This window comes from Cognatishimia coralii, from assembly GCF_037478305.1.
Taxonomy (GTDB): Bacteria; Pseudomonadota; Alphaproteobacteria; order Rhodobacterales; family Rhodobacteraceae; genus Cognatishimia; species Cognatishimia coralii.
In genome coordinates this window covers 219,262-241,310 of the sequence record NZ_JBBGAZ010000003.1, presented here as the reverse complement: position 1 = coordinate 241,310, position 22,049 = coordinate 219,262, and the positions used below count along the sequence as shown (strand labels likewise).

General features: G+C 56.8%; 23 protein-coding genes and 2 tRNA genes. 18 read left to right on the top strand and 7 right to left on the bottom strand.

The annotated features are described in order from the left end of the window. The first annotated feature begins 107 nt into the window (after positions 1–107). From speA to speB, 4 genes are all read left to right on the top strand, one after another. Complete coding sequence (gene speA, locus WG622_RS08605; protein ID WP_339403221.1) at positions 108–1,994, top strand: biosynthetic arginine decarboxylase; 1,887 nt, start codon at positions 108–110, stop codon at positions 1,992–1,994. Between the two features lie 23 nt (positions 1,995–2,017). Beyond that, the gene (locus WG622_RS08600; RefSeq protein ID WP_339403220.1) at positions 2,018–3,229 is read left to right on the top strand and encodes a saccharopine dehydrogenase family protein; all 1,212 of its coding nucleotides are present in this window, start codon (positions 2,018–2,020) and stop codon (positions 3,227–3,229) included. A 94-nt stretch (positions 3,230–3,323) separates the two neighbouring features. Continuing rightward, positions 3,324–4,490: a carboxynorspermidine decarboxylase gene (gene nspC, locus WG622_RS08595; RefSeq protein WP_339403219.1), complete on the top strand. Its 1,167-nt coding sequence runs from the start codon at positions 3,324–3,326 to the stop codon at positions 4,488–4,490. Continuing rightward, a complete protein-coding gene (speB, locus tag WG622_RS08590) occupies positions 4,490–5,341 on the top strand; it encodes an agmatinase (RefSeq protein ID WP_339403218.1) in 852 nt (283 codons plus the stop codon). Before nspC ends, speB begins: the two co-directional genes overlap by 1 nt. Before the next feature lie 92 nt (positions 5,342–5,433). On the opposite strand, the gene WG622_RS08585 is transcribed toward speB, so the two are convergent. Then, positions 5,434–5,508 (bottom strand) — tRNA-Thr (locus WG622_RS08585). 115 nt (positions 5,509–5,623) lie between these two features. Between WG622_RS08585 and WG622_RS08580 the strand changes: the two genes are divergently transcribed. The 4 genes from WG622_RS08580 (at position 5,624) to hisD (WG622_RS08565) (ending at position 8,928) form a co-directional block, all read left to right on the top strand. Continuing rightward, positions 5,624–5,788 (top strand): hypothetical protein, encoded by a 165-nt coding sequence (locus tag WG622_RS08580; RefSeq protein ID WP_339403217.1) that lies wholly within the window; start codon positions 5,624–5,626, stop codon positions 5,786–5,788. A 5-nt stretch (positions 5,789–5,793) separates the two neighbouring features. Further along, positions 5,794–7,056 carry a UDP-N-acetylglucosamine 1-carboxyvinyltransferase gene (gene murA / locus WG622_RS08575; protein WP_339403216.1) on the top strand — a complete coding sequence of 421 codons (1,263 nt, stop codon included), beginning with the start codon at positions 5,794–5,796 and terminating at the stop codon, positions 7,054–7,056. Further along, on the top strand, positions 7,053–7,523 hold the full coding sequence (locus WG622_RS08570) for a DUF2948 family protein (RefSeq protein ID WP_339403215.1): 471 nt from the start codon (positions 7,053–7,055) through the stop codon (positions 7,521–7,523). Before murA ends, WG622_RS08570 begins: the two co-directional genes overlap by 4 nt. A 103-nt stretch (positions 7,524–7,626) precedes the next feature. After that, positions 7,627–8,928, top strand: coding sequence for a histidinol dehydrogenase (hisD, locus tag WG622_RS08565; protein WP_339403214.1), 1,302 nt, complete (start codon positions 7,627–7,629; stop codon positions 8,926–8,928). Positions 8,929–9,156: 228 nt separating this feature from the next. Here the strand turns inward: hisD (WG622_RS08565) and WG622_RS08560 are convergent, their stop codons facing one another. Next, positions 9,157–9,915, bottom strand: a complete 759-nt coding sequence (locus WG622_RS08560) for an SDR family oxidoreductase (RefSeq protein ID WP_339403213.1) — start codon at positions 9,913–9,915, stop codon at positions 9,157–9,159. A 125-nt stretch (positions 9,916–10,040) separates the two neighbouring features. On the opposite strand from WG622_RS08560, the gene WG622_RS08555 reads away from it, so the two are divergent. The 10 genes from WG622_RS08555 to WG622_RS08510 all read left to right on the top strand — a co-directional run bounded on the left by WG622_RS08555 (position 10,041) and on the right by WG622_RS08510 (position 15,327). Further along, positions 10,041–10,520 carry a UPF0262 family protein gene (locus tag WG622_RS08555; RefSeq protein ID WP_339403212.1) on the top strand — a complete coding sequence of 160 codons (480 nt, stop codon included), beginning with the start codon at positions 10,041–10,043 and terminating at the stop codon, positions 10,518–10,520. A 3-nt stretch (positions 10,521–10,523) separates the two neighbouring features. Continuing rightward, on the top strand, positions 10,524–10,973 hold the full coding sequence (locus tag WG622_RS08550) for an arsenate-mycothiol transferase ArsC (protein WP_339403211.1): 450 nt from the start codon (positions 10,524–10,526) through the stop codon (positions 10,971–10,973). 23 nt (positions 10,974–10,996) lie between these two features. Beyond that, complete coding sequence (locus WG622_RS08545) at positions 10,997–11,581, top strand: GNAT family N-acetyltransferase (RefSeq protein ID WP_339403210.1); 585 nt, start codon at positions 10,997–10,999, stop codon at positions 11,579–11,581. Between the two features lie 195 nt (positions 11,582–11,776). Beyond that, positions 11,777–12,112, top strand: coding sequence for a DUF1330 domain-containing protein (locus tag WG622_RS08540; RefSeq protein WP_209355512.1), 336 nt, complete (start codon positions 11,777–11,779; stop codon positions 12,110–12,112). An 83-nt stretch (positions 12,113–12,195) separates the two neighbouring features. After that, positions 12,196–13,077: a carbon-nitrogen hydrolase family protein gene (locus WG622_RS08535; RefSeq protein WP_339403209.1), complete on the top strand. Its 882-nt coding sequence runs from the start codon at positions 12,196–12,198 to the stop codon at positions 13,075–13,077. Positions 13,078–13,155: 78 nt separating this feature from the next. After that, entirely contained in the window at positions 13,156–13,374 is a 219-nt protein-coding gene (infA, locus tag WG622_RS08530) for a translation initiation factor IF-1 (RefSeq protein ID WP_007205486.1), read from the top strand. Between the two features lie 24 nt (positions 13,375–13,398). Next, complete coding sequence (locus tag WG622_RS08525) at positions 13,399–13,977, top strand: Maf family protein (protein ID WP_339403205.1); 579 nt, start codon at positions 13,399–13,401, stop codon at positions 13,975–13,977. After that, entirely contained in the window at positions 13,974–14,996 is a 1,023-nt protein-coding gene (locus WG622_RS08520) for a ribonuclease E/G (RefSeq protein ID WP_339403204.1), read from the top strand. Before WG622_RS08525 ends, WG622_RS08520 begins: the two co-directional genes overlap by 4 nt. Beyond that, entirely contained in the window at positions 14,993–15,175 is a 183-nt protein-coding gene (locus tag WG622_RS08515; RefSeq protein ID WP_339403203.1) for a DNA gyrase inhibitor YacG, read from the top strand. Before WG622_RS08520 ends, WG622_RS08515 begins: the two co-directional genes overlap by 4 nt. A gap of 77 nt (positions 15,176–15,252) precedes the next feature. Then, positions 15,253–15,327 (top strand) — tRNA-Phe (locus WG622_RS08510). A 115-nt stretch (positions 15,328–15,442) separates the two neighbouring features. Here WG622_RS08510 and WG622_RS08505 read toward each other — a convergent pair. The 5 genes from WG622_RS08505 to WG622_RS08485 all read right to left on the bottom strand — a co-directional run bounded on the left by WG622_RS08505 (position 15,443) and on the right by WG622_RS08485 (position 21,955). Continuing rightward, positions 15,443–15,853: a universal stress protein gene (locus WG622_RS08505; RefSeq protein ID WP_339403202.1), complete on the bottom strand. Its 411-nt coding sequence runs from the start codon at positions 15,851–15,853 to the stop codon at positions 15,443–15,445. Positions 15,854–15,893: 40 nt separating this feature from the next. Further along, the gene (gene hisD, locus WG622_RS08500) at positions 15,894–17,201 is read right to left on the bottom strand and encodes a histidinol dehydrogenase (protein ID WP_339403201.1); all 1,308 of its coding nucleotides are present in this window, start codon (positions 17,199–17,201) and stop codon (positions 15,894–15,896) included. Between the two features lie 26 nt (positions 17,202–17,227). Next, positions 17,228–18,274 carry a DUF475 domain-containing protein gene (locus WG622_RS08495; RefSeq protein ID WP_339403200.1) on the bottom strand — a complete coding sequence of 349 codons (1,047 nt, stop codon included), beginning with the start codon at positions 18,272–18,274 and terminating at the stop codon, positions 17,228–17,230. A gap of 3 nt (positions 18,275–18,277) precedes the next feature. Then, positions 18,278–20,746 carry a TRAP transporter large permease subunit gene (locus WG622_RS08490; protein ID WP_339403198.1) on the bottom strand — a complete coding sequence of 823 codons (2,469 nt, stop codon included), beginning with the start codon at positions 20,744–20,746 and terminating at the stop codon, positions 18,278–18,280. A 114-nt stretch (positions 20,747–20,860) separates the two neighbouring features. Beyond that, positions 20,861–21,955, bottom strand: a complete 1,095-nt coding sequence (locus WG622_RS08485; RefSeq protein ID WP_209355538.1) for a TRAP transporter substrate-binding protein — start codon at positions 21,953–21,955, stop codon at positions 20,861–20,863. Between the last annotated feature and the right edge of the window lie 94 nt (positions 21,956–22,049).

Genomic DNA, 22,049 nt, shown 5'->3' with positions numbered 1-22,049 from the left:
GCATGTGAAAATTCTTCTTGGCACGAATCCTTTTCACGCCTAAACGGCGCCATCCGGTGGACAGCCGGTAATCGTCTGTTAGCTTACGCCTTTTGGGGGATCAGTGATTGAACACGCCGAAGACCGCGCCACATAGTGTTTATGGGATCGATAAATGGGGCAAAGACCTCATCGTCGTGACGGACAAAGGTGAAGTCGGCCTCAAGAACCCTCTCAATCCCAAAGCGCCTGCGGTCAGCCTTCCTGACATCCTTTCCGACCTCGAAGACCGCGGCATCCAGTCGCCCATGGTCCTGCGTGTTTCGTCCTATTTGGAAAGCGAAATCAAACACATAAACGAGTGTTTTGCGGAGGCGATCACACGGGTCGGTTATAGTGGTGTCTATCGCGGCGTCTTTCCGATCAAAGTGAACCAACAGGCGCAGGTCGTCGACCGCATCGTTCAATTCGGCAAGCCTTATAACTATGGCCTCGAAGCAGGCTCCAAGCCGGAACTTGTGATCGCCTTGGCCCATCGCCTCGCTTGGGACGCGCTGATCGTCTGCAACGGCGTCAAAGACCCAGAGTTCATCAGCCTCGCCATCCTGTCACGCAAGATCGGCTTTAACACCGTGATCGTGCTGGAAAGCCCCAAAGAGGTCGACACGGTCATCGAGGTCTACAAAGAACTCGGTGTCGAGCCGCTCTTGGGCGTGCGTGTGAAGCTGACCAACCAGATCACCGGCAAATGGGAAGAAAGCTCGGGCGACCGCTCGACCTTTGGTATGAACACAGACCAATTGGTCTCGGTCATCGACAAGCTGCGTGATGCGGGGCTTTTGCATTGCCTCAAGCTGCAGCACAGCCATCTGGGCAGCCAGGTGCCAGATGTGAACGACGTACGCCGCGCGGTATCCGAGGCCTGCCGCTACTATACGGAACTCACGCGCGAAGGCGTGCCTCTGACCCACCTCGATCTGGGCGGCGGTCTGGGCGTGGACTACACCGGCGAGAAATCGGCCACCGAGAACTCGATCAACTACACGATGCGCGAATATTGCACCAATGTGGTTGAGACGGTGAAATACGCCATGGACGCAGCCGAGATCGACCATCCGACGCTGGTGACCGAAAGTGGACGCGCAGTCGTCGCGACCTCGTCGATGCTCTTGTTCAACGTGCTTGAGGCGACGCTCTACGACGCGCCAACCGCGCCCAAACCAGAGCCAGACGATCACCACCTGATCACCGACCTGCTTGCCATCAGCGAATATGTCACTGCAGATCGCCTGCAAGAATGCTGGAACGACGCGAGCTTTTACCGCAACGAGATGCGCGCGCTCTTCCACCGAGGTTATGTATCTTTACGCGAAATGGCGCGGGCGGAGCGGATCTATTTGCACATCATGGCGCGCATCAAACACCACGCGGCCTTTGATGATATCTCTGTGCCAGAAGACCAGATGATCCGCCTGAGCGACATCTATCACTGCAACTTCTCGCTGTTCCAATCGCTGCCGGATGTCTGGGCGATTGACCAGTTGCACCCGATGCTGCCTTTGCAGATGCTCGACCAGGCGCCGGATCGCTATGCGGTTTTGTCTGACATCACCTGCGACAGCGACGGCAAGATCGACAAGTTCATCCTCGAAGACGGCGTCGCCCGCGCGCTGCCAGTCCATACGCTGCCCGAAGACAAACCCTACTATATGGGTGTTTTCTTCGTCGGCGCGTATCAGGAAACGCTCGGCGATTTGCACAACCTGTTTGGCGACACCAATGTGGTGACGATTGAGCTGCGCGAGGACGGCGGCTTTGACCTCTTGCACGAACAAGAGGGCGACACGATTTCCGAAGTCATGTCCTATGTGGAATTCGACCCACAAGACTGCGTCGCCGAATTCCGCAAAATGGTGGACGAAGCGATTTCGTCCGGCGCGCTGAAATCCAAAGAACGCAAAATCCTGATGAGCGCTTACCGCGACAGCATCAACGGCTATACTTATTACGAATGACCTCAAACGCAGGAGTAGGGATCATGGGCAAAACACTGGTTGTCGGGGCAGGGGGCGTTTCCCACGCTGCCGTGCATAAGATGGCGATGAACAGCGATATCTTTACCGAGATCACGCTGGCGAGCCGGACGAAATCCAAATGCGATGCGATTGCCGCCTCGGTCAAGGAACGCACTGGCGTCACGATCAAAACCGCAGCGCTGGATGCCATGGATGTCGCGGCAACCGTGGCCTTGATCAAAGAAACAGGTGCCGAAATCCTCGTGAACCTCGCGCTGCCCTACCAGGACCTCGTCCTGATGGACGCCTGCCTTGAAGCAGGTTGCCACTATCTGGACACGGCAAACTACGAACCCGAAGACGTCGCCAAGTTCGAATACCACTGGCAATGGGCCTATCAGGACAAATTCAAAGAGGCGGGTCTGACCGCGATCCTCGGCTCTGGCTTTGATCCGGGCGTGACGTCTGTATTTGCCACTTGGCTCAAGAAACACAAGCTCGACACCATCCGCCAGATCGACATTCTGGACGCCAATGGCGGCGACAACGGCCAGGCTTTTGCCACCAACTTCAACCCGGAAATCAACCTGCGCGAAGTGCTCGCGGAAGTGCGCCACTGGGAAGGTGGAGACTGGCAAACCAGCGAGGCCATGTCCACAAAGGTCGAGTTCGACTTCCCGGGGATTGGCAACAAAAACATGTACTTGATGTATCATGAGGAACTGGAGTCGCTTTCCACCCACTTCCCCGAAATCGAACGCGCGCGGTTCTGGATGACCTTCGGCGATGCCTACATCATGCACGCCAAAGTGCTGCAGAACGTCGGCATGACCCGTATCGATCCGGTGGTGCATGACGGTCATGAAATCATCCCGATCCAGTTCCTGAAAACGCTCTTGCCCGATCCCGGCGATCTGGGCGCGCTGACCAAAGGCAAAGCCTGCATTGGCGATATCGCGACAGGTCAAGCCAAAGACGGCTCGGGCGAGAAGACCTTCTACATCTACAACATCTGCGACCACGAAGAATGCTACGCCGAAGTCGGCTCGCAAGCGGTCAGCTACACCACCGGCGTGCCTGCCATGATCGGCGCTGCACAGCTCCTCAAAGGCAACTGGAAAGAGCCAGGTGTCTGGAATATGGAGCAACTCGATCCAGATGACTTCATGGACATGCTCAATACCCACGGCCTGCCATGGCAGGTCCACGAACTCGACGGCCCGGTCGACTTCTAAAAACCTCCAAGCCTCCAGCCTCCATTTTCTCTTGCCAGAAATATCCCGGGGGTCTTGGGGGCTGGCCCCCAGCGAAGCCAGAAACGAGGCCCAAATGCCCGAGATGATGACCACCCAAGCCGGCGATCCGGGCGCGTTTCGCGACTTTGACCTTAGCCGCGTGCCGAGCCCCTGTTTCGTGGTGGACGAGGCCGCGATTGAAGCCAATCTCAAGGTCCTGCGCCACGTGGCAGATGCCTCGGGCGCAAAGGTGCTCGCCGCGCTCAAAGCCTTTTCAATGTTCTCGACCGCACCCTTGGTCAGCAAATACCTCGACGGCACCTGTGCGTCAGGCATCTATGAGGCGCGCTTGGGCCGTGAAGAATACGGCGGCGAGGTCGCGACATTCTGTGCAGGCTACAAGGACAGCGATATCGACGAGATCATTGCGCTGTCGGACCATGTGATCTTCAACTCTCCTGGCCAAAAAGACCGCTTTCTCGCGAAGTGCCACGCGGCAGGCGTTCAGGTTGGCCTCCGCATCAATCCTGAATACTCGGTCGGAGAGGTCGCCAAATACGACCCAGCCGCCCCTTGCTCGCGTCTGGGCACGCCCATCAGTCAATTGACGCCGGAGGTGCTCGAAGGCGTCGACGGGCTGCATATGCATGTGCTCTGCGAACAGGGCGTCGATCCTCTGCTGCATGTCTGGTCGTCCGTGGAATTCAAGCTGATCCCGTATTTTAAACAATTGAAATGGATCAACTTCGGCGGCGGGCATCATATCACCCGCGCGGACTACAATCACGACGTCTTGATCCATCTCCTGAAAGACATCCGTCAGAAATACGAAGTCGACGTGATGATCGAGCCCGGAGAGGCCGTGGCCTTGGATGCAGGCATCTTGGTGGGCGAAATCCTTGATACGTTCACCAACGGCATGGACATCGCCATCACGGATATTTCGGCCACCTGCCACATGCCCGACGTGATCGAAGCCCCCTATCGCCCCGCCATGCTAGGAGAGGTCGAAGACGGAAGTACCTATCGTCTAGGCGGGCCCTCTTGCCTCGCGGGCGATGTCATCGGCGACTATACATGGCCGGCTCAGGTAAAGATTGGCCAGCGGTTCGCGTTTCTGGATCAGGCGCATTATTCGATGGTGAAAACCAATACATTCAACGGCGTGCCTCTGCCTGCGATTGCACTGTGGAACAGCACCACCGATGATCTTCGTATGATACGCGAGTTTTCCTATTCTGACTTCAAGGGCCGTCTCTGATGAGCGTATTTCTCGACAGCGAACTGACACCTGATGAGCGCAACGAAGACGCACGTTTCCATGTCATTCCAGTCCCGCTTGAACGGACGGTTTCCTACGGATCTGGCACCGCCAAAGGCCCCGCAGCCATCATCGAGGCGTCAAACGAGCTCGAGCGCATTACCAACGGTCGCGAGCCCTGCGCCGCCGGTATTTTCACGCAGGAACCGCTGGACTGTACAGGCGATTTGCCAGATGTGATGGAGCGCCTCGCCGCACGCACCGCGCGCGTCGTGGCCGAAGGACGTATTCCCGTGACATTGGGCGGCGAACACTCGCTGAGCTTCGGCGCTGTGATGGGCGTGGCACGCGCGCTGGGCCAGCCGGTTGGGGTGGTGCAGATCGACGCCCATGCTGATTTGCGGGTGGCGTATCAGGGCAACAAACACTCCCATGCTTCTGTCATGCACCTCTTGAGCGAAGAGGGCATTTGTCTCGCGCAATTCGGGGTCCGCGCGCTGTGTCAGCAGGAAATGGACAGCCGCGACGCTAATGGTGTCTTTTACAAAGATGCCGAGGAGTTGGTCGTTGGCAATCTCTTTGAGGTCGATCTGCCAGATGATTTTCCTAAGCTGGTCTATGTCAGCTTTGACGTTGATGGGCTGGATCCTAGCTTGATGCCCGCGACCGGGACGCCAGTGCCCGGAGGGCTTGGGTATTATCAATCGCTTAGGTTGGTAGAGCATGCCCTCAAGGGGCGTAGATGTGTTGGGCTAGATGTCGTGGAACTGGCCCCGGATGGCAATGCCGCTTGGGATTTCACCGCCGCGCAAATTGTCTATCGGTTGATGGCAGCCTGTATAGCGGCTTAGGGGCTCTGCCCCTCGGCCACAGGCCTTCACCCCGGAGTATTTCGCGCAAGATGAATGACGTCGCCGTTTTGCGTTTTTGTGGTGAGGGAGGATGGTGCCGCAGGGGAGGATTGAACTCCCGACCTCACCCTTACCAAGGGTGCGCTCTACCACTGAGCTACTGCGGCCTAAGCCATGGTGCATCTGCTGTCAGAGTGTCACCGTGGCGCGGTGATTAGACTCAAATTCTAACCCGCGCAAGGGCATCTAGCATGTTTTTTTCACCTCATGTATTGAAAGCGCATGGACAATAAGAAAACCTCATCTGGCAAGGCTGCTAAGGCACAAACGCGCGAGGACCGCCTAAAGGCCGCGCTTAAGGCAAATATGGGCCGTCGCAAGGCGCAGGCCAAAGCGCGTTCGGCCAGTATGGATGAAGCAAAAACAGCAGAAAATAACGAGGGGTAGGGTAGATGGATTCAATACTAGTGACCGGTGGTGGCCCATTGTCGGGAGAAATTCCTATCGCAGGGGCCAAGAACACCTGCCTTAAACTTATGTGTGCGTCGATTCTGTCCGAAGAACCACTGACCCTGACCAATGTCCCGCGCCTGTCTGATGTGGCGACGCTTTCGGCCTTGCTAGAAAGCCTTGGTGTTGAGATCGGGCGGTTGGATTCTGGTGGGACTTTGGCTTTGTCCGCCTCCAAACTGACCTCACATATGGCGCATTATGATATGGTGCGGAAGCTGCGTGCGTCGTTCAACGTGCTCGGGCCTCTGATTGGCCGGACCGGAGAGGCGGTGGTCTCACTGCCCGGCGGCTGTGCCATTGGGGCGCGGGCGGTTGATTTCCACCTGACCGGCCTGGAAAAGCTTGGCGCAAAGGTAGAGTTGAAAGACGGCTACGTTCATGCGGTAGGGGATCTGAAAGGCGCTGAGGTTGAGTTTCCTTTCCCTTCCGTTGGAGCCACTGAAAACATCATGTGCGCCGCCGTTCTGGCCAAGGGCACGACCGTCATCAAGAATGCAGCGCGCGAGCCGGATACCAAAGCGCTGGCGGATTGTCTGATTGCCATGGGCGCAGACATCGAGGGGGCTGGCACGGACACCATGGTTGTGCGGGGCGTAGACGGTTTGCATGGCACGACCCATCGTGTGATCACCGACCGAATTGAGTTGGGCACATATATGACTGCTCCGGGTATTGCGGGTGGCGAAGTGGAATGCATTGGCGGGCGTCGTGAGCTGCTGTCGGCATTCTGCGACAAGATGGAAGAAGCAGGCCTTGAGATCACCGAGACAGACCGGGGTTTGAAGGTGCGCCATCCGGGCGGGCGTCTGAAAGCTGTCAATGTGGCCACCGCGCCGTTCCCGGGTTTCCCGACGGATTTGCAAGCGCAATTCATGGCGATGATGTGCTTTGCCGAGGGCACGTCGGTGCTGGAAGAAACCATCTTTGAAAACCGCTTTATGCACGCACCGGAATTGATCCGGATGGGGGCCAATATCGAGGTCTCTGGTGGTACGGCCACGGTGCACGGAGTTGAGAAAATGAAAGGCGCACCGGTGATGGCAACAGATCTGCGCGCCTCGGTCTCTTTGATCCTTGCGGGGCTTGTGGCCGAAGGTCAGACGACTGTGAACCGTGTTTATCATCTGGACCGCGGGTACGAAAACCTCGTGCAAAAGCTCTCGGCAGTTGGTGCGAAAGTGGAGCGGGTAGAGGGCGTATGAGCGAAGACGCACGGTTTGAAGACGGGCGCGAGGTGCCTCTGAACCTTGGGGCTTTGGATGGCGAAGACCTCAAGGTGCTGTCCGCCTTGACGCAGGATGCGGTTTTCCCCGTAACCGAGATGACATGGCGCGCCAAAGAGCGCCGCTTTGCGATTTTGCTCAATCGGTTCCGCTGGGAAGACGCCGAAAACGCGCGCACGCGTGGGAGAGATGTCGAGCGGGTGCAAAGCCTCCTTGTTATCGAGAATGTTACCAAAGTCGCAAGTCAGGGCGTTGATCGTTCAGACACCGATGTGATTCTGGCGCTTTTGTCGATTGAAACCGATGACGCAACTGAAGAGCTCACTCTGACCTTGGCGGGTGACGGTGCCATTCGACTCTCTGTGGACGCGCTGGAAGTGTCCTTGAAAGATGTGACACGCCCTTACCTCGCCCCTTCAAAAAAGACGCCGGATCACGGGACGTGAAGTGCCGCGGGTTGGCTGATCCTGCGCCAAATTCACGCCTATAGCCGCGCGTGACTTGAGCCTTGCGCGCACTGCCGCTAAGAGCAGCGCAAAGGAGAGCCCGATGCCTCAGTTTCTGAACGCGCAAGATGCAGATTTCGAAAGCCGTTTTACCGCCCTTCTGAGCGCAAAGCGCGAGGATAGCCCTGACGTTGACGCGGTCGTCGCGGGGATTATCGCCGATGTTCAGACGCGCGGAGACGCCGCCGTCATCGAGCTGACCTCGAAATTCGATCGTTTGGATCTGACGCCGGAAACGCTTCGGTTTTCTGAGGAAGAGATCGATGCTCTTTGCGCGCAAGTAACACCTGACGAACGCGCGGCCCTGGAATTGGCGGCTGCACGCATTCGGGCCTATCACGCGCGTCAAATGCCTCAGGATGAAAGCTGGACGGACGATAGCGGCGCTACTTTGGGCTGGCGCTGGACTGCGGTTTCGGCGGCGGGTCTTTATGTGCCGGGGGGATTGGCGAGCTATCCGTCCTCGGTTCTGATGAATGCGATCCCGGCGAAAGTGGCGGGCGTGGGCCGTCTTGCGATTGTTGTGCCGACACCGGACGGAGAAGCGAACCCTCTTGTGCTGCTGGCTGCACGACTCGCGGGCGTAGATGAGGTTTACCGTATCGGCGGTGCGCAGGCTGTGGCAGCTTTGGCTTATGGTACGGACACCATCGCGCCGGTGGACAAAATCACAGGGCCGGGCAATGCTTTTGTGGCCGCAGCCAAGCGCCGTGTGTTTGGCAAAGTCGGGATCGATATGATTGCGGGCCCGTCGGAAATTCTTGTGATTGCAGATAAAGACAACAATCCCGATTGGATCGCGCTGGATTTGCTTAGTCAGGCAGAGCATGACGAAAGCGCGCAATCTATCCTGATCACGGATGATGCAGCCTTTGGTCGGGCGGTGTCTAATGCGGTGGAGGCGCGTCTTGAAACGCTTGAACGGCGCGCGATTGCAGGCGCAAGTTGGCGTGACTTTGGGGCCGTGATCACCGTGCCGGATTTAGACACAGCCGCAAAATTGTCGGATCGGATTGCGCCCGAGCACCTAGAGCTTTGTGTCGCCGACCCGGATACCTTGTCCGAAAAGATCACCCATGCGGGTGCGATTTTCCTTGGGCAATTCACGCCAGAAGCCATCGGAGACTATGTCGGTGGGCCAAATCACGTGCTGCCGACTGCGAGGTCGGCGCGGTTTAGTTCCGGCTTGTCGGTGATGGATTTCCTCAAGCGCACCACCCTGTCCAAGATGACACCAGAGGGCTTGCGCGCCATTGGGCCCGCCGCGGAAACCCTTGCGCAGAGCGAAAGTCTGGAGGCACATGGCCTGTCTGTAACAGCCCGCTTGGATGCGTTGAACAAGTAAACGGATATTGTTTGCCAAGAGGACGTCGGGCCCTTTGCTTTGCCTCGCTCCCTCAAGCTCAACGACGTGCGTTCCAGAGCATCCCCTGTTTACCCATTAGATCCGGCTGAAACCGATCTTGGCAAAGGTCCTCTTGGCACGGCCATCGGCGTCCCCGCCTGTACCGCTCTATGGTTATGCCTGTGAGCCCCTAACAAAGGGTTAATGAAACGCATAAAATTGTACGGCCTAGTAGTGGGCGGTATAGCCGCCGTCGACCGCAATGATCTGGCCGGTCAGATAGGATGCTGCGGGCGAGGCCAGCATCAGAACCACAGGTGCGAGTTCCTCGGGCTCTCCCCAGCGCCCTAGTGCACTTGCCGCCTTTAATTTTTCCGCGAGTGCCGGATCGGTGCTTGCAGCGGCATTTGGCGCGGTCTTGAAAAAACCCGGCGCGACCGCATTGACGTTGATGCCATGGGGGCCGAGCTCTGCAGCCAGTGCCTTGGTCATGCCGTTGATGCCGCCTTTGGCCGTCGTATAAAGCGCGTCACCTGATTGAGCGATGAGACCCGCAATTGACGATATGTTAACGATACGGCCATAGCCTTTGGCCCGCATCTGTTTGGCCGCAGCTTGTGCCAGTTGAAACGGCGTCACCAGATCCACGTCAAGCAGCCGTTGGATATCGTCTTTCGTAAATTGGTCCAGCGTGCGGCGATCACGAAGTCCGACGTTGTTGATCAGAATGTCCAGCCCGCCCTCGGCGACCATCTGCGCCATGAACGCATCGCGCGCTGTTTCATCGGCAACGTCGAATACAGCGGGACACGCGTTCTCTCCAATCTCTGCAACAGCTTCGGCAACGGAACCTGCATTTCGGCCATTGACCCAAACCTCGGCGCCCGATTTCGCCAAAAGGGATGCGATCGAAAAGCCAAGCCCCGAGCTGCTGCCTGTCACCAGTGCCCGTTGCCCATTCAGAGAAAATACGTCCAAATCTGCCATGTCGTTGCCGTTCCCTACGTAACACGGGTGATCTTGCCCGAAAAACTACCTGCGCCGCAATGCAGCATTGCTTGAGCTCTCGCGTCAAGCTATGCCTGTTGCGAGAAAAAGAGTAGATATCCGCTATGAGCCGTATCAGCCGTATTGAAATCGACGATCGCAACTTGCCTCCGCCCACGCCGGAAATCGAACAAGAGCGCCGTGTCGCCATGTTTGATCTGATCGAAGACAACACCTTTGCCTTGCCAAGCCGCGATGACCGCACCGTGCCCGACGGCCCCTATGCGGTCGAGTTGGCCATTCGCGACAAACGTCTGGTTTTTGACATCGAAACCGAAGGAGGCGACAAAGCCGCCGAGTTCCATCTGTCGCTGTCGCCGTTCCGTCAGGTGGTCAAGGACTATTGGCAGATCTGCGAAAGCTATTTTGATGCTGTGAAAAACATGCCGCCCAGCCAGATCGAAACCATCGATATGGCGCGCCGCGGCATCCACAACGAAGGGGCCCGGATCTTGGCCGAGCGTTTGGAGAACAAGGCGGATGTTGATAATGACACGGCCCGCCGCCTGTTTACCTTGATTTGCGTGTTGCACTTCGGCGGCTAGGGCATGACGCAAGAGCTCCCTCAATCGGTTCTGTTTTGCTGCGACCACAATGCGGTCCGCTCGCCGATGGCTGAGGGAATTATGAAGCAGCTGTTTGGCATGGAAACCTATGTGCAATCGGCGGGCTTGAAGAATGATCTTGAGATCGACGGTTTTGCGATCACGGTCTGCCGTGAAATTGATGTCGAACTTGCGCGTCATCAATCCCGGTCATTCGAAGAGATGGAGCAATTTGGCGACCAGCTCTCAAGCTTTGACATGATCATCGCTCTAAGCCCCGCAAGCTATGCGCGTGCTAAAGAGCTAACCAAGCTGTTTCATTTGGATGTTCTGTTCTGGGACACCAGCGACCCGACCTCGACCGGGGAAACGCGGGAAAGCAAACTGGACGCCTATCGCAAGACCCGCGACGAAATCATTGCGCAGCTCAAAGCGCAATGGGGCAGTGCCTGAACCACTGCTTGATCGGAGGGCTGATGCTGACCACTCGTGTGCTTGATCGCGCTGAATTCGATGCGGCTTTGGAGGAAATTGCGCAGCTTCGGATCACGGTTTTTCGCGACTGGCCTTATCTGTATGACGGCTCTCTAGCCTATGAGCGAGACTACCTTAGTGTGTATCGCGACAGTGCGAAGTCTGTTGTGGTGGGTGCTTTCGATGGGTCGCGTTTGGTAGGCGTGTCGACCGGAACGCCTATGCAAGATCATTCCGATGATTTTGGCGCGGCGTTCGAAGGTCAGTATATTGCCCTGGAACACATGTTTTACTGTGCTGAGTCCGTCCTTTTGCCACAATATCGCGGACATGGGCTGGGGCATAAGTTCTTTGACCATCGCGAAGCACACGCGCGGTCTTTAGGGTTCAAAACCATCTGCTTTTGCGCAGTGCAACGCCCCGAGAATCATCCACTTCGCCCGAAAGGCTATCGTCCGCTTGATGCGTTTTGGCGTGGTCGGGGGTATCGACCTATGGATGACGTGCAGGCGTCATTCAATTGGAAGGACGTTGATCAGTTGCAAGAAACTGAGAAGCGGCTGCAATTTTGGGTGCGCTCCCTTTAGGGTTGTGTCGAGTTACCCTTGGCTTGAATATTTTAACAATTGAATTAACGTCACGTTTTGGAAGGTCATGTTTTCTGGTCTTTCGAATTGCTGAAGTTCACATTCAAATAGTAGTATGTAAAGAGTACGCCTAAGGCCTCTTTCCGGGAAAGATCCTGAGATACGCGGCTAAAAGGCTTTAATCGGGGATGAACTATGACTGTGACTGTTGTCGCACTTGTGAGTGTTAATGAAGACGAACCCTTCGCTTTGGGAGAGTATTTCCGGATCACCGGCCCATTGCTGGAACGTGCGGGTGCTGAAATCGTCAAACGCTTTACGGTGAATGAGGTTGTGGTGGGCCATCGGCCTGCCAAGACCGTGATGATTGTGAAATATCCTGACCGCGCTGCGGTCGAAAGCGTGTTTGGCAGCCCGGAATACCAAAGCGTCAAAAAGATCAGAGATCAGGCGTTTTCTGAGTATCACGTTTCGATTGCTTCGGATGAGGATAGCGAAGCCGAAGAAGTCGCGGCCATCGACACAGCTTAAAGCATTTTGCGAGGCCTTGAGTTTACGGATGACCCAATCGCTTGCGCCAACTAGTCTTAGCGCAACGGGTTAAGGAATAAGACGTGACAAAAATCGCAACGGCGGCCTATCCAATCGATTGGCTCGAGAGGTGGTCTCAGTTTGAAGAAAAGCTGAGCAGTTGGGTCTATGAGGCCACTGGTGCTGGCAGTCGGTTGCTGGTCTTTCCGGAATATGGTGCCATGGAGCTGGCGTCTTTGGCGGGTAAAGAGGTGGCCGCTGACTTGCAGGGATCCTTGCGGGCGGTAGCAGAGCGTATCGACGATGTGGATCAATTGCACGCAAGGTTAGCGCAAGAAACTGGCAGCTATATTCTGGCAGCGTCCGCGCCTGTCTTGGGACAGGGCGCTCGCCCTGTAAACCAAAGCAGGTTCTTTGCTCCAAGTGGCGCGATGGTTGCTCAAGACAAGCAGATCATGACGCGCTTTGAACGCGAAGACTGGGGCATTCAATCAGGCGATCCGTTGCAAGTGATCGAGACGGATTTCGGCACTATCGGGATCCTGATCTGCTATGACAGCGAGTTTCCCTTGCTTGGGCGCGCCTTGTCTGAGTGTGATGTGATCTTGGTGCCGTCTTGCACGGATGCCCTCTCGGGATATTGGCGTGTGCGTATAGGCGCGATGTCCCGCGCGCTTGAGCAGCAATGCGTGACGGTGATGGCCTCAACTGTGGGCGATGCTGCCTGGACACCCTCTGTAGATGCCAACGTTGGGGCAGGGGGCGTTTTTTGCCCGCCCGACAAGGGTTTGCCGGACACAGGCGTGATCGCAGAAGGCCAATTGAACCAGCCCGGTTGGACCTATGCCGAGGTCGACCTTGCCCAGATCGCCGAGGTGCGTCGGGATGGGCGCGTTCTGAATCGCAAGCACTGGCAAGAGCAGATTCCGCGCGACAGCATGGCGATTACTCGGCAATTGCGCTAGATTCCCCTTGTAAACATGTAAATTTGCGCCCATTTAGGGGCCGCCCACGCATGGTGGGTGTTTATCAATGGAGAGACCATGGCCAAGGAAGAATTGCTCGAATTTCCCGGTGTCGTAAAGGAACTCCTGCCAAATGCGACGTTTCGGGTCGAGCTGGAAAACGGCCATGAGATCATCGCACATACGGCAGGCAAAATGCGCAAGAACCGCATCCGTGTTCTTGCGGGCGACAAAGTTCAGGTGGAAATGACCCCCTATGATCTGACCAAGGGCCGGATCAACTATCGCTTTAAATAAGCCAAACTTGCTGGAGTCCGTGGTATGCGTTTGATCCTCGGATCCGGCAGCCCGCGCCGCCGTGAATTGCTGGCGCAGATCGGGGTGACGCCGGACGACATTCGGCCGCCCGATATTGATGAAACGCCTTTTAAGGGCGAGCTTCCCAAACCCTATTGCAGTCGGATTGCGCGCGAGAAAGCGCTTGCCACAGAGGCGGGCGACGGTGACATCGTGCTTTGTGCGGATACAACAGTCGCGTTGGGGCGTCGCATTCTGGGCAAACCCGAGGATGCAGGCCAAGCTGCGGAATTTCTGATCTCGCTTGGCGGGCGTCGCCATAGGATCATCACCTCTGTTGTGGTGCGTAAGGGCTCGGATGTCTGGCAGCGCGATGTTGTGAGCGAGGCCAAAATGAAGCGCCTCTCCGACGATGAGCTCAACGCCTATCTCGCCTCAGGCGACTGGCAGGGCAAAGCCGGAGGCTATGCGATTCAGGGTCCAGCAGGGGCTTTCATTCCATGGATTTCCGGATCCTTTACCGGCATCGTCGGTCTGCCTTTGGCCGAAACCGCAGCGCTTTTGCAGGCGGCGGGTTACCCACTTTATAAGGACACGCCATGAAGGGCCGTCAGATCATCCTTGACCACCTCGACGGGCGCGAAGCCGCCGCCCTCATGGTCAATGGCAAGCTGCATGATTTCCTGATCGACGGAGACGCCCCGCGCCCCGGTACGATCTATCGAGCGGTGGCCGACCGCCCCGTGAAAGGGCAGGGCGGAATGTTCTTGAAAACGCCCGATGGCAATGTCTTCCTGCGTCAGGTCAAAGGCCTCTCGCAAGGCCAGAGCCTGCTTGTGCAGGTCACAGGTTATGCCGAGGACGGCAAAGCCATTCCGGTGACCCAAAAGCTCTTGTTCAAAAGTCGCTATGCGATTGTCACGCCTGGGGCTCCGGGGGTGAATGTCAGCCGTTCTATTCGCGACGATGACCTACGTGACACGCTCAAGGGCATCGCCCATAGCGTGCTGGAGGATGACGCCCAAGGCCTGATCCTGCGTTCCAGTTGCACCGAGGAAGAGAGCGACGCGATCGCTGAGGATATCGCCGAAATGCAAGTCATGGCGCGCAATGTTCTGGCCGATGCCGAAGGCCCTGCCGAAAAGCTCACAGACGGCGACGGCCCACATGTCACCGCGTGGCGGGAATGGACCGAACCCGCAGATGTCGTGACTGAAGAGGGGTCCTTTGATGCTCTGGGTGTGCTCGACGCACTCGAAGATCTGCAATCCCCGCGCGTCCCTCTCGGCAATGGCGCTTTCATGTTTGTGGAACCGACCCGCGCCCTTGTGGCCGTCGACGTCAACACCGGCACCGATACGTCGCCTGCGGCGACCCTCAGGGCCAATATTGCCGCTGCCAAAGACCTTCCACGCCAACTCCGCCTGCGCGGGTTAGGCGGCCAGATCACACTCGACCTCGCCCCTATGCCCAAAAAGGACCGTCGCGCCTTTGAAACCTCGCTCCGTGCGGCTTTCAAAGCCGATCAGATCGAAACCATTCTCGCTGGCTGGACACCTTTGGGGCATTTCGAACTGCAACGCAAACGCGAACGCCTCCCGCTTGCGGAGTTGCTCGCATGACTTGCCCAATCTGCCAAAAGCCCACGGAAAAACCCTATCGCCCCTTTTGCTCCAAGCGCTGTGCGGACATCGACTTGGCCAAATGGCTGAATGAAGACTATGCCGTGCCAGCCCGCGAGGAGGACCCGTTTTCCGAAGATGCCGAGGCACAATCTAACCCCTCAGATCGCTTGCACTAATTTTTTTAAATTAGCCTCTGGACAGCCCCCGCCCCCTGTCATAGAACGCCGAAACCCGAACAGAGATGTTCACCCGTGCCCGGGTAGCTCAGGGGTAGAGCAGTGGATTGAAAATCCTCGTGTCGGTGGTTCGATTCCGCCCCCGGGCACCATTTCCAAATAAACGAAAGTCATTGATCGACACCCAAGTGGTATGCCGCATGCACCAAAGCAATGGCGGCCCAAAGCTAGGGTCGAATTAAGCTTAGCAAATGTCTTTGGCCGATCCTACCGCATGCGGTGAACATGCACAGCACAGGCTGCGTGGCGCACAACTTTTGCTGCTGTAGAACCCATGAGGAAATCACTCACGCCCGGTTTGTGGGATCCGATCACGATACAATCAAACTGCCCGCTATCGGCATACTCGATGATCGAACGATAGGCGTGGCCGTTTATGACTTCTGCCTTCACGCCCTCCAGATCCTGTGTTTTTTGTTTCAACAACTTCTCAGCGGCATCGAGACCATATTCAATTGCGTCCTCGCGCAAATAGGTGCTGACGGTGCCGCGCGGGATTTCATAGACATGAAGGGCCGTAATTTCACCGCCCTCCGACAACAACGCTTGAGCGGCTCCCAAAGTTTGTGGGGAAATGCCGTGGTCCAGTGCCAAAGGTACGAGTATCTTTTTATACATCCGTTGCCCTTTCTATTTGATGAACGAAAACTCCGCTGGCTTAGCCCTCAGCGCTAAGATCAAAGTTCTCGGTTGGGAAGTATTTCGCCAGTCGCACGTCTGCGGCCAAGGCATGGCCCTCCATGCCTTCCAGCCGTGAAATTCTCGCTGTGGCTTGGGCGACTTGCTTGGCACCTTCGCGGGTAGCGCGTTGCCAGGTGACGATCTTCATGAATTTGTGCACGCTTAGGCCACCCGTATAGCTGGCCGCACCTGAAGTTGGCAGCACGTGGTTCGTGCCAGCCGCTTTGTCACCGTAGGATACGGTGGTTTCTTCGCCCAAGAACAAAGACCCATAGCAGCTCAGCCGCTCTAGCCACCAATCCAGGTCCGCGGCCTGCACGGTGAGGTGCTCTGGCGCATAATCGTCAGAGGTGGCGGCCATTTCTTCGCGGTCGTCACACACGATGACTTCTGCGTAGTCGCGCCACGCAGCTTCAGCGTTTTCGCGGTTTAGTTCTGGCAGTTTGGCAATCAGGTCAGGCACCCGGGCCAAGACGTCTTCGGCCAGGGGCTGATGGTCGGTGACCAGCCAAACCGGAGAGTTATAGCCATGCTCTGCCTGACTGACCAAATCGGTCGCGACGATATGAGGGTCTGCGTCTTTGTCCGCAAGAATAAGGCTGTCCGTAGGCCCTGCGATCATGTCGATGCCAACGCGACCATAGAGTGTGCGTTTGGCCTCTGCTACAAACTGATTGCCGGGCCCGACGATGATATTGGCTGTGGGCTGTCCAAAGAGACCGAAGGCCATAGAGGCCACGCCCTGAACGCCTCCGATAGCCATGATTTTATCCGCGCCACAGACATGGGCAGCATAGACAATCGCGGGATAGAGTCCGACACCGGGTTGAGGGGCAGAACATACGGTAATGTGCTCGCAGCCCGCCACTTTGGCTGTGGTCACAGTCATGATGGCACTGGCGATGTGACGATAGCGACCTGCAGGCACGTAACAGCCTGCCGCTGCCACTGGAATCGCCTTTTGACCAGCTATGAAGCCTGGGTTCACCTCGTACTCTACGTCAGACACCGTGCCCTTTTGCACTTCGGCAAAACGGCGGATGTTGTCGCGGGCAAAGAGGATATCTTCTTTCAGCTTCTCAGGCACAAGCGCACTTGCGGCCTCGATTTCCTCGGGCGTCAGCTGCACATTGCCATCGTATTTGTCGAACTTCTTTGCGTACTCCAGCGCAGCTTCTTCGCCGCGTTCTTCGATGTCCGCAAGGATGCCTGCAACGATGGCCGTCGTCTCGCCTGCGTCAGAACGCGAGGTCAGAGCGGCCTTTTTCAGATAGTTTCGTGCCATAGGCCCGTCCTTTTCTTGGCGAAAGCTTAGGCTTCCCGTTTGTTGTGAATAATAGAGGCGTAAAAGGCCAAGCCGATCAGGCCGATGCCGACGCCTCCGGTGATGAGTTCATGCACATGGGTCAGCGATTGCAGGAACATCACAATCGACAGTGCAAAGATGGAATAGAAGGCGCCGTGCTCGAGATACCGGAACTCGGCCAGCGTGCCGCGTTCCACCAGCATGATGGTCATAGAGCGAACATACATCGCGCCAATGCCCAGACCGATGGCGATCAAGAGGATATTGGCGGTCAGAGCAAAGGCCCCGATGACCCCGTCAAACGAGAAGCTTGCGTCCAAGACCTCGAGATAAAGGAAAGCGCCCAGCCCGCCTTTGGCCCCGATCTCTGCGGTCTTGCCCGCGATATTGTCGAGGTAGGTGCCCAGACCGTCGACCAGAGTAAACACCAACAGGCCCATGACCGCAGAGGTCAGGAAGGGCGCAATTTTATAGTCCGGCAGGTATTGCGCGATGACCAGAACGATCACCAAAACCAAGGCGATCTCAAACCCTCTGATCGAGCCCCATTTGCGCAGTTGGCGTTCGACGCTTTTGACCCAATCCACCGACTTGTCTTCATCAATGAAGAACTTGAGCGCCACCATCATCAGGAAGGTGCCGCCAAAGGCAGAGATCGGCCCATGGGCTTTGCCAATGATCCGCGAATATTCATCCGGATCCGCGAGCGCGAGGTGCATAGCCGCAAAAGGATTGATCCAGGCAAAGATTGCGACAATTGCCAGCGGAAAGACGATCCGCATACCAAAGACCGCAATCAAAATCCCCCAGGTCAGAAACCGTCTTTGCCAGACTGGCGTCATCTCTTCGAGCTTGTTGGCATTGACGATCGCATTGTCAAACGACAACGCGATCTCCAGTGCCGCCAGAACCGCCCCCACAAAGAGGAAGGACATGATGCCCCGCATGTCTCCCTCGGTGGCAAAACCGAGCCACCCAGAGAGCCCCAGACCGATCACCGTCACGATGAGCGGCCATTTGAGGTAGGACACAGTGCTGCGTTGTGCGCTCATGTCTTAATTCCCCGACATGACTTCTGGGAGCCAGAGCACGAGCTGCGGGAAGAGGAACAGCAGGATCAGACCAAAGAGCTGCACCAACATGAACTGCATCATGCCCAGATAGATGTCCTTAAGATCCCAGTTCGGCACAACGCCCTTCAGGAAGTAGGCCGAGAGGGCCACGGGCGGCGAAAGCCAGGCGGTTTGCAAGTTCACCGCAACCAGGATCCCGAACCAGACCATCATGTCATAGCGATCCAGTCCATAGACATCGAGCGCCTCAACGGTAGGCAACAGGATCGGGACAACGATCAGAACGATCGGCACCCACTCCAGCGGCCAACCCAGAAGGAAGATCAGCGCCATCACGAGGATCAGGATCAGATAGGGTGACATATCCAGACCCAGCAGGAGTTCTGTCATCATCTTAGGTGTTCCAAGAGCCGAGAACTGCGCGCCAAAGAAGTTGGACGCGGCCACAAGGAACATGATCAGAACCGTGATCTCGAGCGCTTTGATCAGGCTATCAAAGAAGCTTGGGATCGTGAACTTGCGATAGCCAATCGACAGAAGGATCGCACCGAACGCGCCCATCGCCGCCGCTTCTGCAGGGGTTGCGAGGCCCAAGAGGATCGAACCCAAAGCAAAGGAGATCAGGATGGTGGGTGGCATAAGGCCTGCAAAGAACTCATCCCAAAGATCCGAGAAGTAGAAGGACTCATCGGCTTCGCGGCTGTAGATCGGACGCCCCAAGATCGCCAGGAGCACGGTGAAGGCTCCGAAGATCGTGGACCAGATCGGCAGTTCGCCGCCCGCCATATTCGCGGTGATCATATAGAGATGGAAGATGACCGCGATTGGCACGACGATGCGTAGCACGTTCAGGCGACGGTAGGCTGCGTAAGCGACTGCCAGCACAATCGCCAGAACGATCAAGCCTGCGAAGGGCACGGTGCCAGCAAAGGCGCCACCAAGGCTCAGACCAAAGACGCGGCAAACAGTCAGAACACCCAGACAGATCAGGGCAACTTCTGCGCCATAGAACTTTGACGTCTCTGGTTGGTCTTCGTCGGCCAAAATCGGGCCGAGTTCAGGGTTCAACCAGCAGCGCCCCAATGTGTAGAGCAGATAGAGCGACGCCAACAACGCGCCCGGAATGAACGCACCCCGGAACAGGTCGAGCGTCGAGACCTCAAGCACGGGCCCCATAACGATCAGCATGATCGACGGTGGGATCAGAATGCCAAGCGTACCACCGGCTGTGATCGTACCGGCGGCAAGCTGAACGTTATAGCCAGACCGGCTCATCGTTGCGCCCGCCATGATGCCCAAGAGCGTCACCGACGCGCCCACAATACCAGTGGCCGCCGCAAAGATCGTCGAAACGATCAGAACCGCAATGAACAAGGCACCGCGTACCCGCGCCATGATCATCTGGATCGAGGCAAAGAGCCGCTCCATCAGGCCAGCAGCCTCCATGACGATCCCCATGAGGACGAACAGCGGCACCGCCATCAGCTGGTCATTCAGCATGGTGGAGTTGGTGTTCAGCGTCATCAGCAGGGTGGTGAGCTTAAAGTTCGCGCCCCAGATGCCGAAAACAAAGGCCAAGAAGATCAGCGTGAAGGAAATCGGGAAGCCGATGAAGATCACGAAGAGCATCGCGAAGAGCATGATCAGACCGATGGTCGGTTTATCGAGTTCAGGACGTGCACTCATCAGATCCGTGAACCATTCGCCACCCGGCACCAGTTGTGGCGCAAAGATTGCGAGGATCAGCCATGCCAGTGCAATCACATAGACGGGTAGGGCGCGGACAAACAGCTTCTCGCGCTCTTTGCCCATCTTATGGAAGGCTCGGAAAATCTCGGGAATACCCTGCAGCATCAAGAGGAAGCCACCGACCGGCATCGCGGTCCGTGCCGGCCACAGTAGCGGGCCCCAAGCACTGTCGATCGCCATGGTCTCGCCCGTAGAATAGGCAAGCCACCAGAATTGGCTGGCAACGATGGTGAAGAAAATCATCGAAGGCATGAAGAACAAGAGGTACAGCAAGGCATCCACTGTCGCCTGCGTCTTGCTCGACCAGTTCCTGTAAAGGAAATCGGCGCGAATGTGCACGCCGCGCATCAGGCCATAGCCCGCGGCGGCCATAAAGAGCACGCCCGCAATCATCCGGCTGGTGTCATAGACCCACAGCGTTGGCCCTAAACCCAAAGAACGGGCAAGGTCTTCGAAACCGGCATCCTGCAGGATCGCAAAGGAGTTCCGGGAAATAACCTCATAAACCACCACAACAATCAGCGGCACCATCAGCAGCGCGATGATCTGACCAGCGCGATAGTTGATGACGTCAATGGCCGCCGTAATCGGGCGCTGCCAGGCCGACATGTCCTCGGGCGTTTCTCCCGGAGCTTCAGCGCGTCGTTCGGCAATCAGCTCGTCAGCAATTTCCAGATCTTCTGGATTTGGTTCGTCAGCCATGTGGTTCCCTCCCCAAGCCGTGGATTTGCCCACGGCATTCTTTTGGCCAAAACGCCCCCAAGAGGCGCTTTGAGCAAAAGAACAGCCGGGCCCCGAAAGGCCCGGCCAATGTGATTATTTCAGAGTGTCCGCGAAGGCACGGCCAAGACCTGCGTTCGAGGTCTGAGCACCGGCCCAGAATGGAACAGCCACTTCAGCAAAGGCACGCTGGGATGCCCAAACTTCTGCGAAGAAGTCGTTCTCATCCGCTGCAGCCTGCAGTGCTTTCGCTGCTGCTGCAGAATACTCGGTGAAGTAATCCGCTGGAGTATCCTCAAGGATAACACCGTGGTTGTCTGTCAGGTCTTTCAGAGCCTTACCGTTTTCAAGAATACGGTAGGACATGGACTTGGACAGAGATGCGTTTGCCGCAACTTCCAGAGCTTTCTTCTCAACGTCAGACAGGGAGTCATAGAAGTCGCCGTTCACATACATGTCGGCGTTCACAACAACCTGGTGCAGACCTTGCAGATAGTAGTGCTTCAGCACTTTCTGGAAGCCAAACACGGAGTCAGGCTTCGGGCAGCACCATTCTGCTGCGTCGATTGTGCCTTTTTCCAGCGCTGGCAGGATGTCACCGCCGCCCATTGCGACTGCAGGAACACCGATGTCAGCATAAGCAGCGCCAACCATGCCTGGAGGGGCACGGAACCGCATCTGACGGAAGTCATCCATGGATTTGATCGGCTCTGGGAACCAACCCAGTGCTTCTGGGCCAACTGGCTGCAGCATGAAGCCTTTGACGTTTACGCCCATTTCATCCCACAGACGATCATACAGCTCTTTACCGCCGCCATACTGGAACCAGCTCAGGAATGCGATGTTGTCCATGCCGACGCCGGCACCCGCAACAGGCGCACCAAAGAGGTTCGCAGCAACGTGCTTACCACCCCAGTAGTGGGTCCATGCAAAGCCACCTTCGACCAGGCCCGCGTCAACCGCGTCCATGATGTCACGTGGGCCAACGACCGCACCTGCTGGCAGTACTTCGATGGTCAGGGAACCACCTGTCAGAGCAGCAACGTCTTTGCCGAATTCGTTCAGCATAAAGACTTCGTCTGCAGTGTTAGGCAAAACCGACTGGATGCGCAGAACCTTTTCCGCCATCGCCGAGGTCGCCATAAGCGCCAATGTTGCGGCACCTGCCGCTACATGTCTTAGTTTGAACATTTATTGTCCTCCCATTTAAAAACCTTCGTCGTTCTTTTTGGTCCCGAGGCTGAAGGCATTGCCTCAGAGTTTGTTGGGGTCTGAAGTGACCCGA

What these genes read in the sequence shown, in the direction of transcription:
- WG622_RS08600 (WP_339403220.1), top strand. Translation starts at nt 2,018, where the DNA reads ATGGGCAAAACACTGGTTGTCGGGGCAGGGGGCGTTTCCCACGCTGCC.
- nspC (WP_339403219.1), top strand. Translation starts at nt 3,324, where the DNA reads ATGCCCGAGATGATGACCACCCAAGCCGGCGATCCGGGCGCGTTTCGC.
- speB (WP_339403218.1), top strand. Translation starts at nt 4,490, where the DNA reads ATGAGCGTATTTCTCGACAGCGAACTGACACCTGATGAGCGCAACGAA.
- WG622_RS08580 (WP_339403217.1), top strand. Translation starts at nt 5,624, where the DNA reads ATGGACAATAAGAAAACCTCATCTGGCAAGGCTGCTAAGGCACAAACG.
- murA (WP_339403216.1), top strand. Translation starts at nt 5,794, where the DNA reads ATGGATTCAATACTAGTGACCGGTGGTGGCCCATTGTCGGGAGAAATT.
- WG622_RS08570 (WP_339403215.1), top strand. Translation starts at nt 7,053, where the DNA reads ATGAGCGAAGACGCACGGTTTGAAGACGGGCGCGAGGTGCCTCTGAAC.
- hisD (WP_339403214.1), top strand. Translation starts at nt 7,627, where the DNA reads ATGCCTCAGTTTCTGAACGCGCAAGATGCAGATTTCGAAAGCCGTTTT.
- WG622_RS08560 (WP_339403213.1), bottom strand. Translation starts at nt 9,915, where the DNA reads ATGGCAGATTTGGACGTATTTTCTCTGAATGGGCAACGGGCACTGGTG.
- WG622_RS08555 (WP_339403212.1), top strand. Translation starts at nt 10,041, where the DNA reads ATGAGCCGTATCAGCCGTATTGAAATCGACGATCGCAACTTGCCTCCG.
- WG622_RS08550 (WP_339403211.1), top strand. Translation starts at nt 10,524, where the DNA reads ATGACGCAAGAGCTCCCTCAATCGGTTCTGTTTTGCTGCGACCACAAT.
- WG622_RS08545 (WP_339403210.1), top strand. Translation starts at nt 10,997, where the DNA reads ATGCTGACCACTCGTGTGCTTGATCGCGCTGAATTCGATGCGGCTTTG.
- WG622_RS08540 (WP_209355512.1), top strand. Translation starts at nt 11,777, where the DNA reads ATGACTGTGACTGTTGTCGCACTTGTGAGTGTTAATGAAGACGAACCC.
- infA (WP_007205486.1), top strand. Translation starts at nt 13,156, where the DNA reads ATGGCCAAGGAAGAATTGCTCGAATTTCCCGGTGTCGTAAAGGAACTC.
- WG622_RS08525 (WP_339403205.1), top strand. Translation starts at nt 13,399, where the DNA reads ATGCGTTTGATCCTCGGATCCGGCAGCCCGCGCCGCCGTGAATTGCTG.
- WG622_RS08520 (WP_339403204.1), top strand. Translation starts at nt 13,974, where the DNA reads ATGAAGGGCCGTCAGATCATCCTTGACCACCTCGACGGGCGCGAAGCC.
- WG622_RS08515 (WP_339403203.1), top strand. Translation starts at nt 14,993, where the DNA reads ATGACTTGCCCAATCTGCCAAAAGCCCACGGAAAAACCCTATCGCCCC.
- WG622_RS08505 (WP_339403202.1), bottom strand. Translation starts at nt 15,853, where the DNA reads ATGTATAAAAAGATACTCGTACCTTTGGCACTGGACCACGGCATTTCC.
- hisD (WP_339403201.1), bottom strand. Translation starts at nt 17,201, where the DNA reads ATGGCACGAAACTATCTGAAAAAGGCCGCTCTGACCTCGCGTTCTGAC.
- WG622_RS08495 (WP_339403200.1), bottom strand. Translation starts at nt 18,274, where the DNA reads ATGAGCGCACAACGCAGCACTGTGTCCTACCTCAAATGGCCGCTCATC.
- WG622_RS08490 (WP_339403198.1), bottom strand. Translation starts at nt 20,746, where the DNA reads ATGGCTGACGAACCAAATCCAGAAGATCTGGAAATTGCTGACGAGCTG.
- WG622_RS08485 (WP_209355538.1), bottom strand. Translation starts at nt 21,955, where the DNA reads ATGTTCAAACTAAGACATGTAGCGGCAGGTGCCGCAACATTGGCGCTT.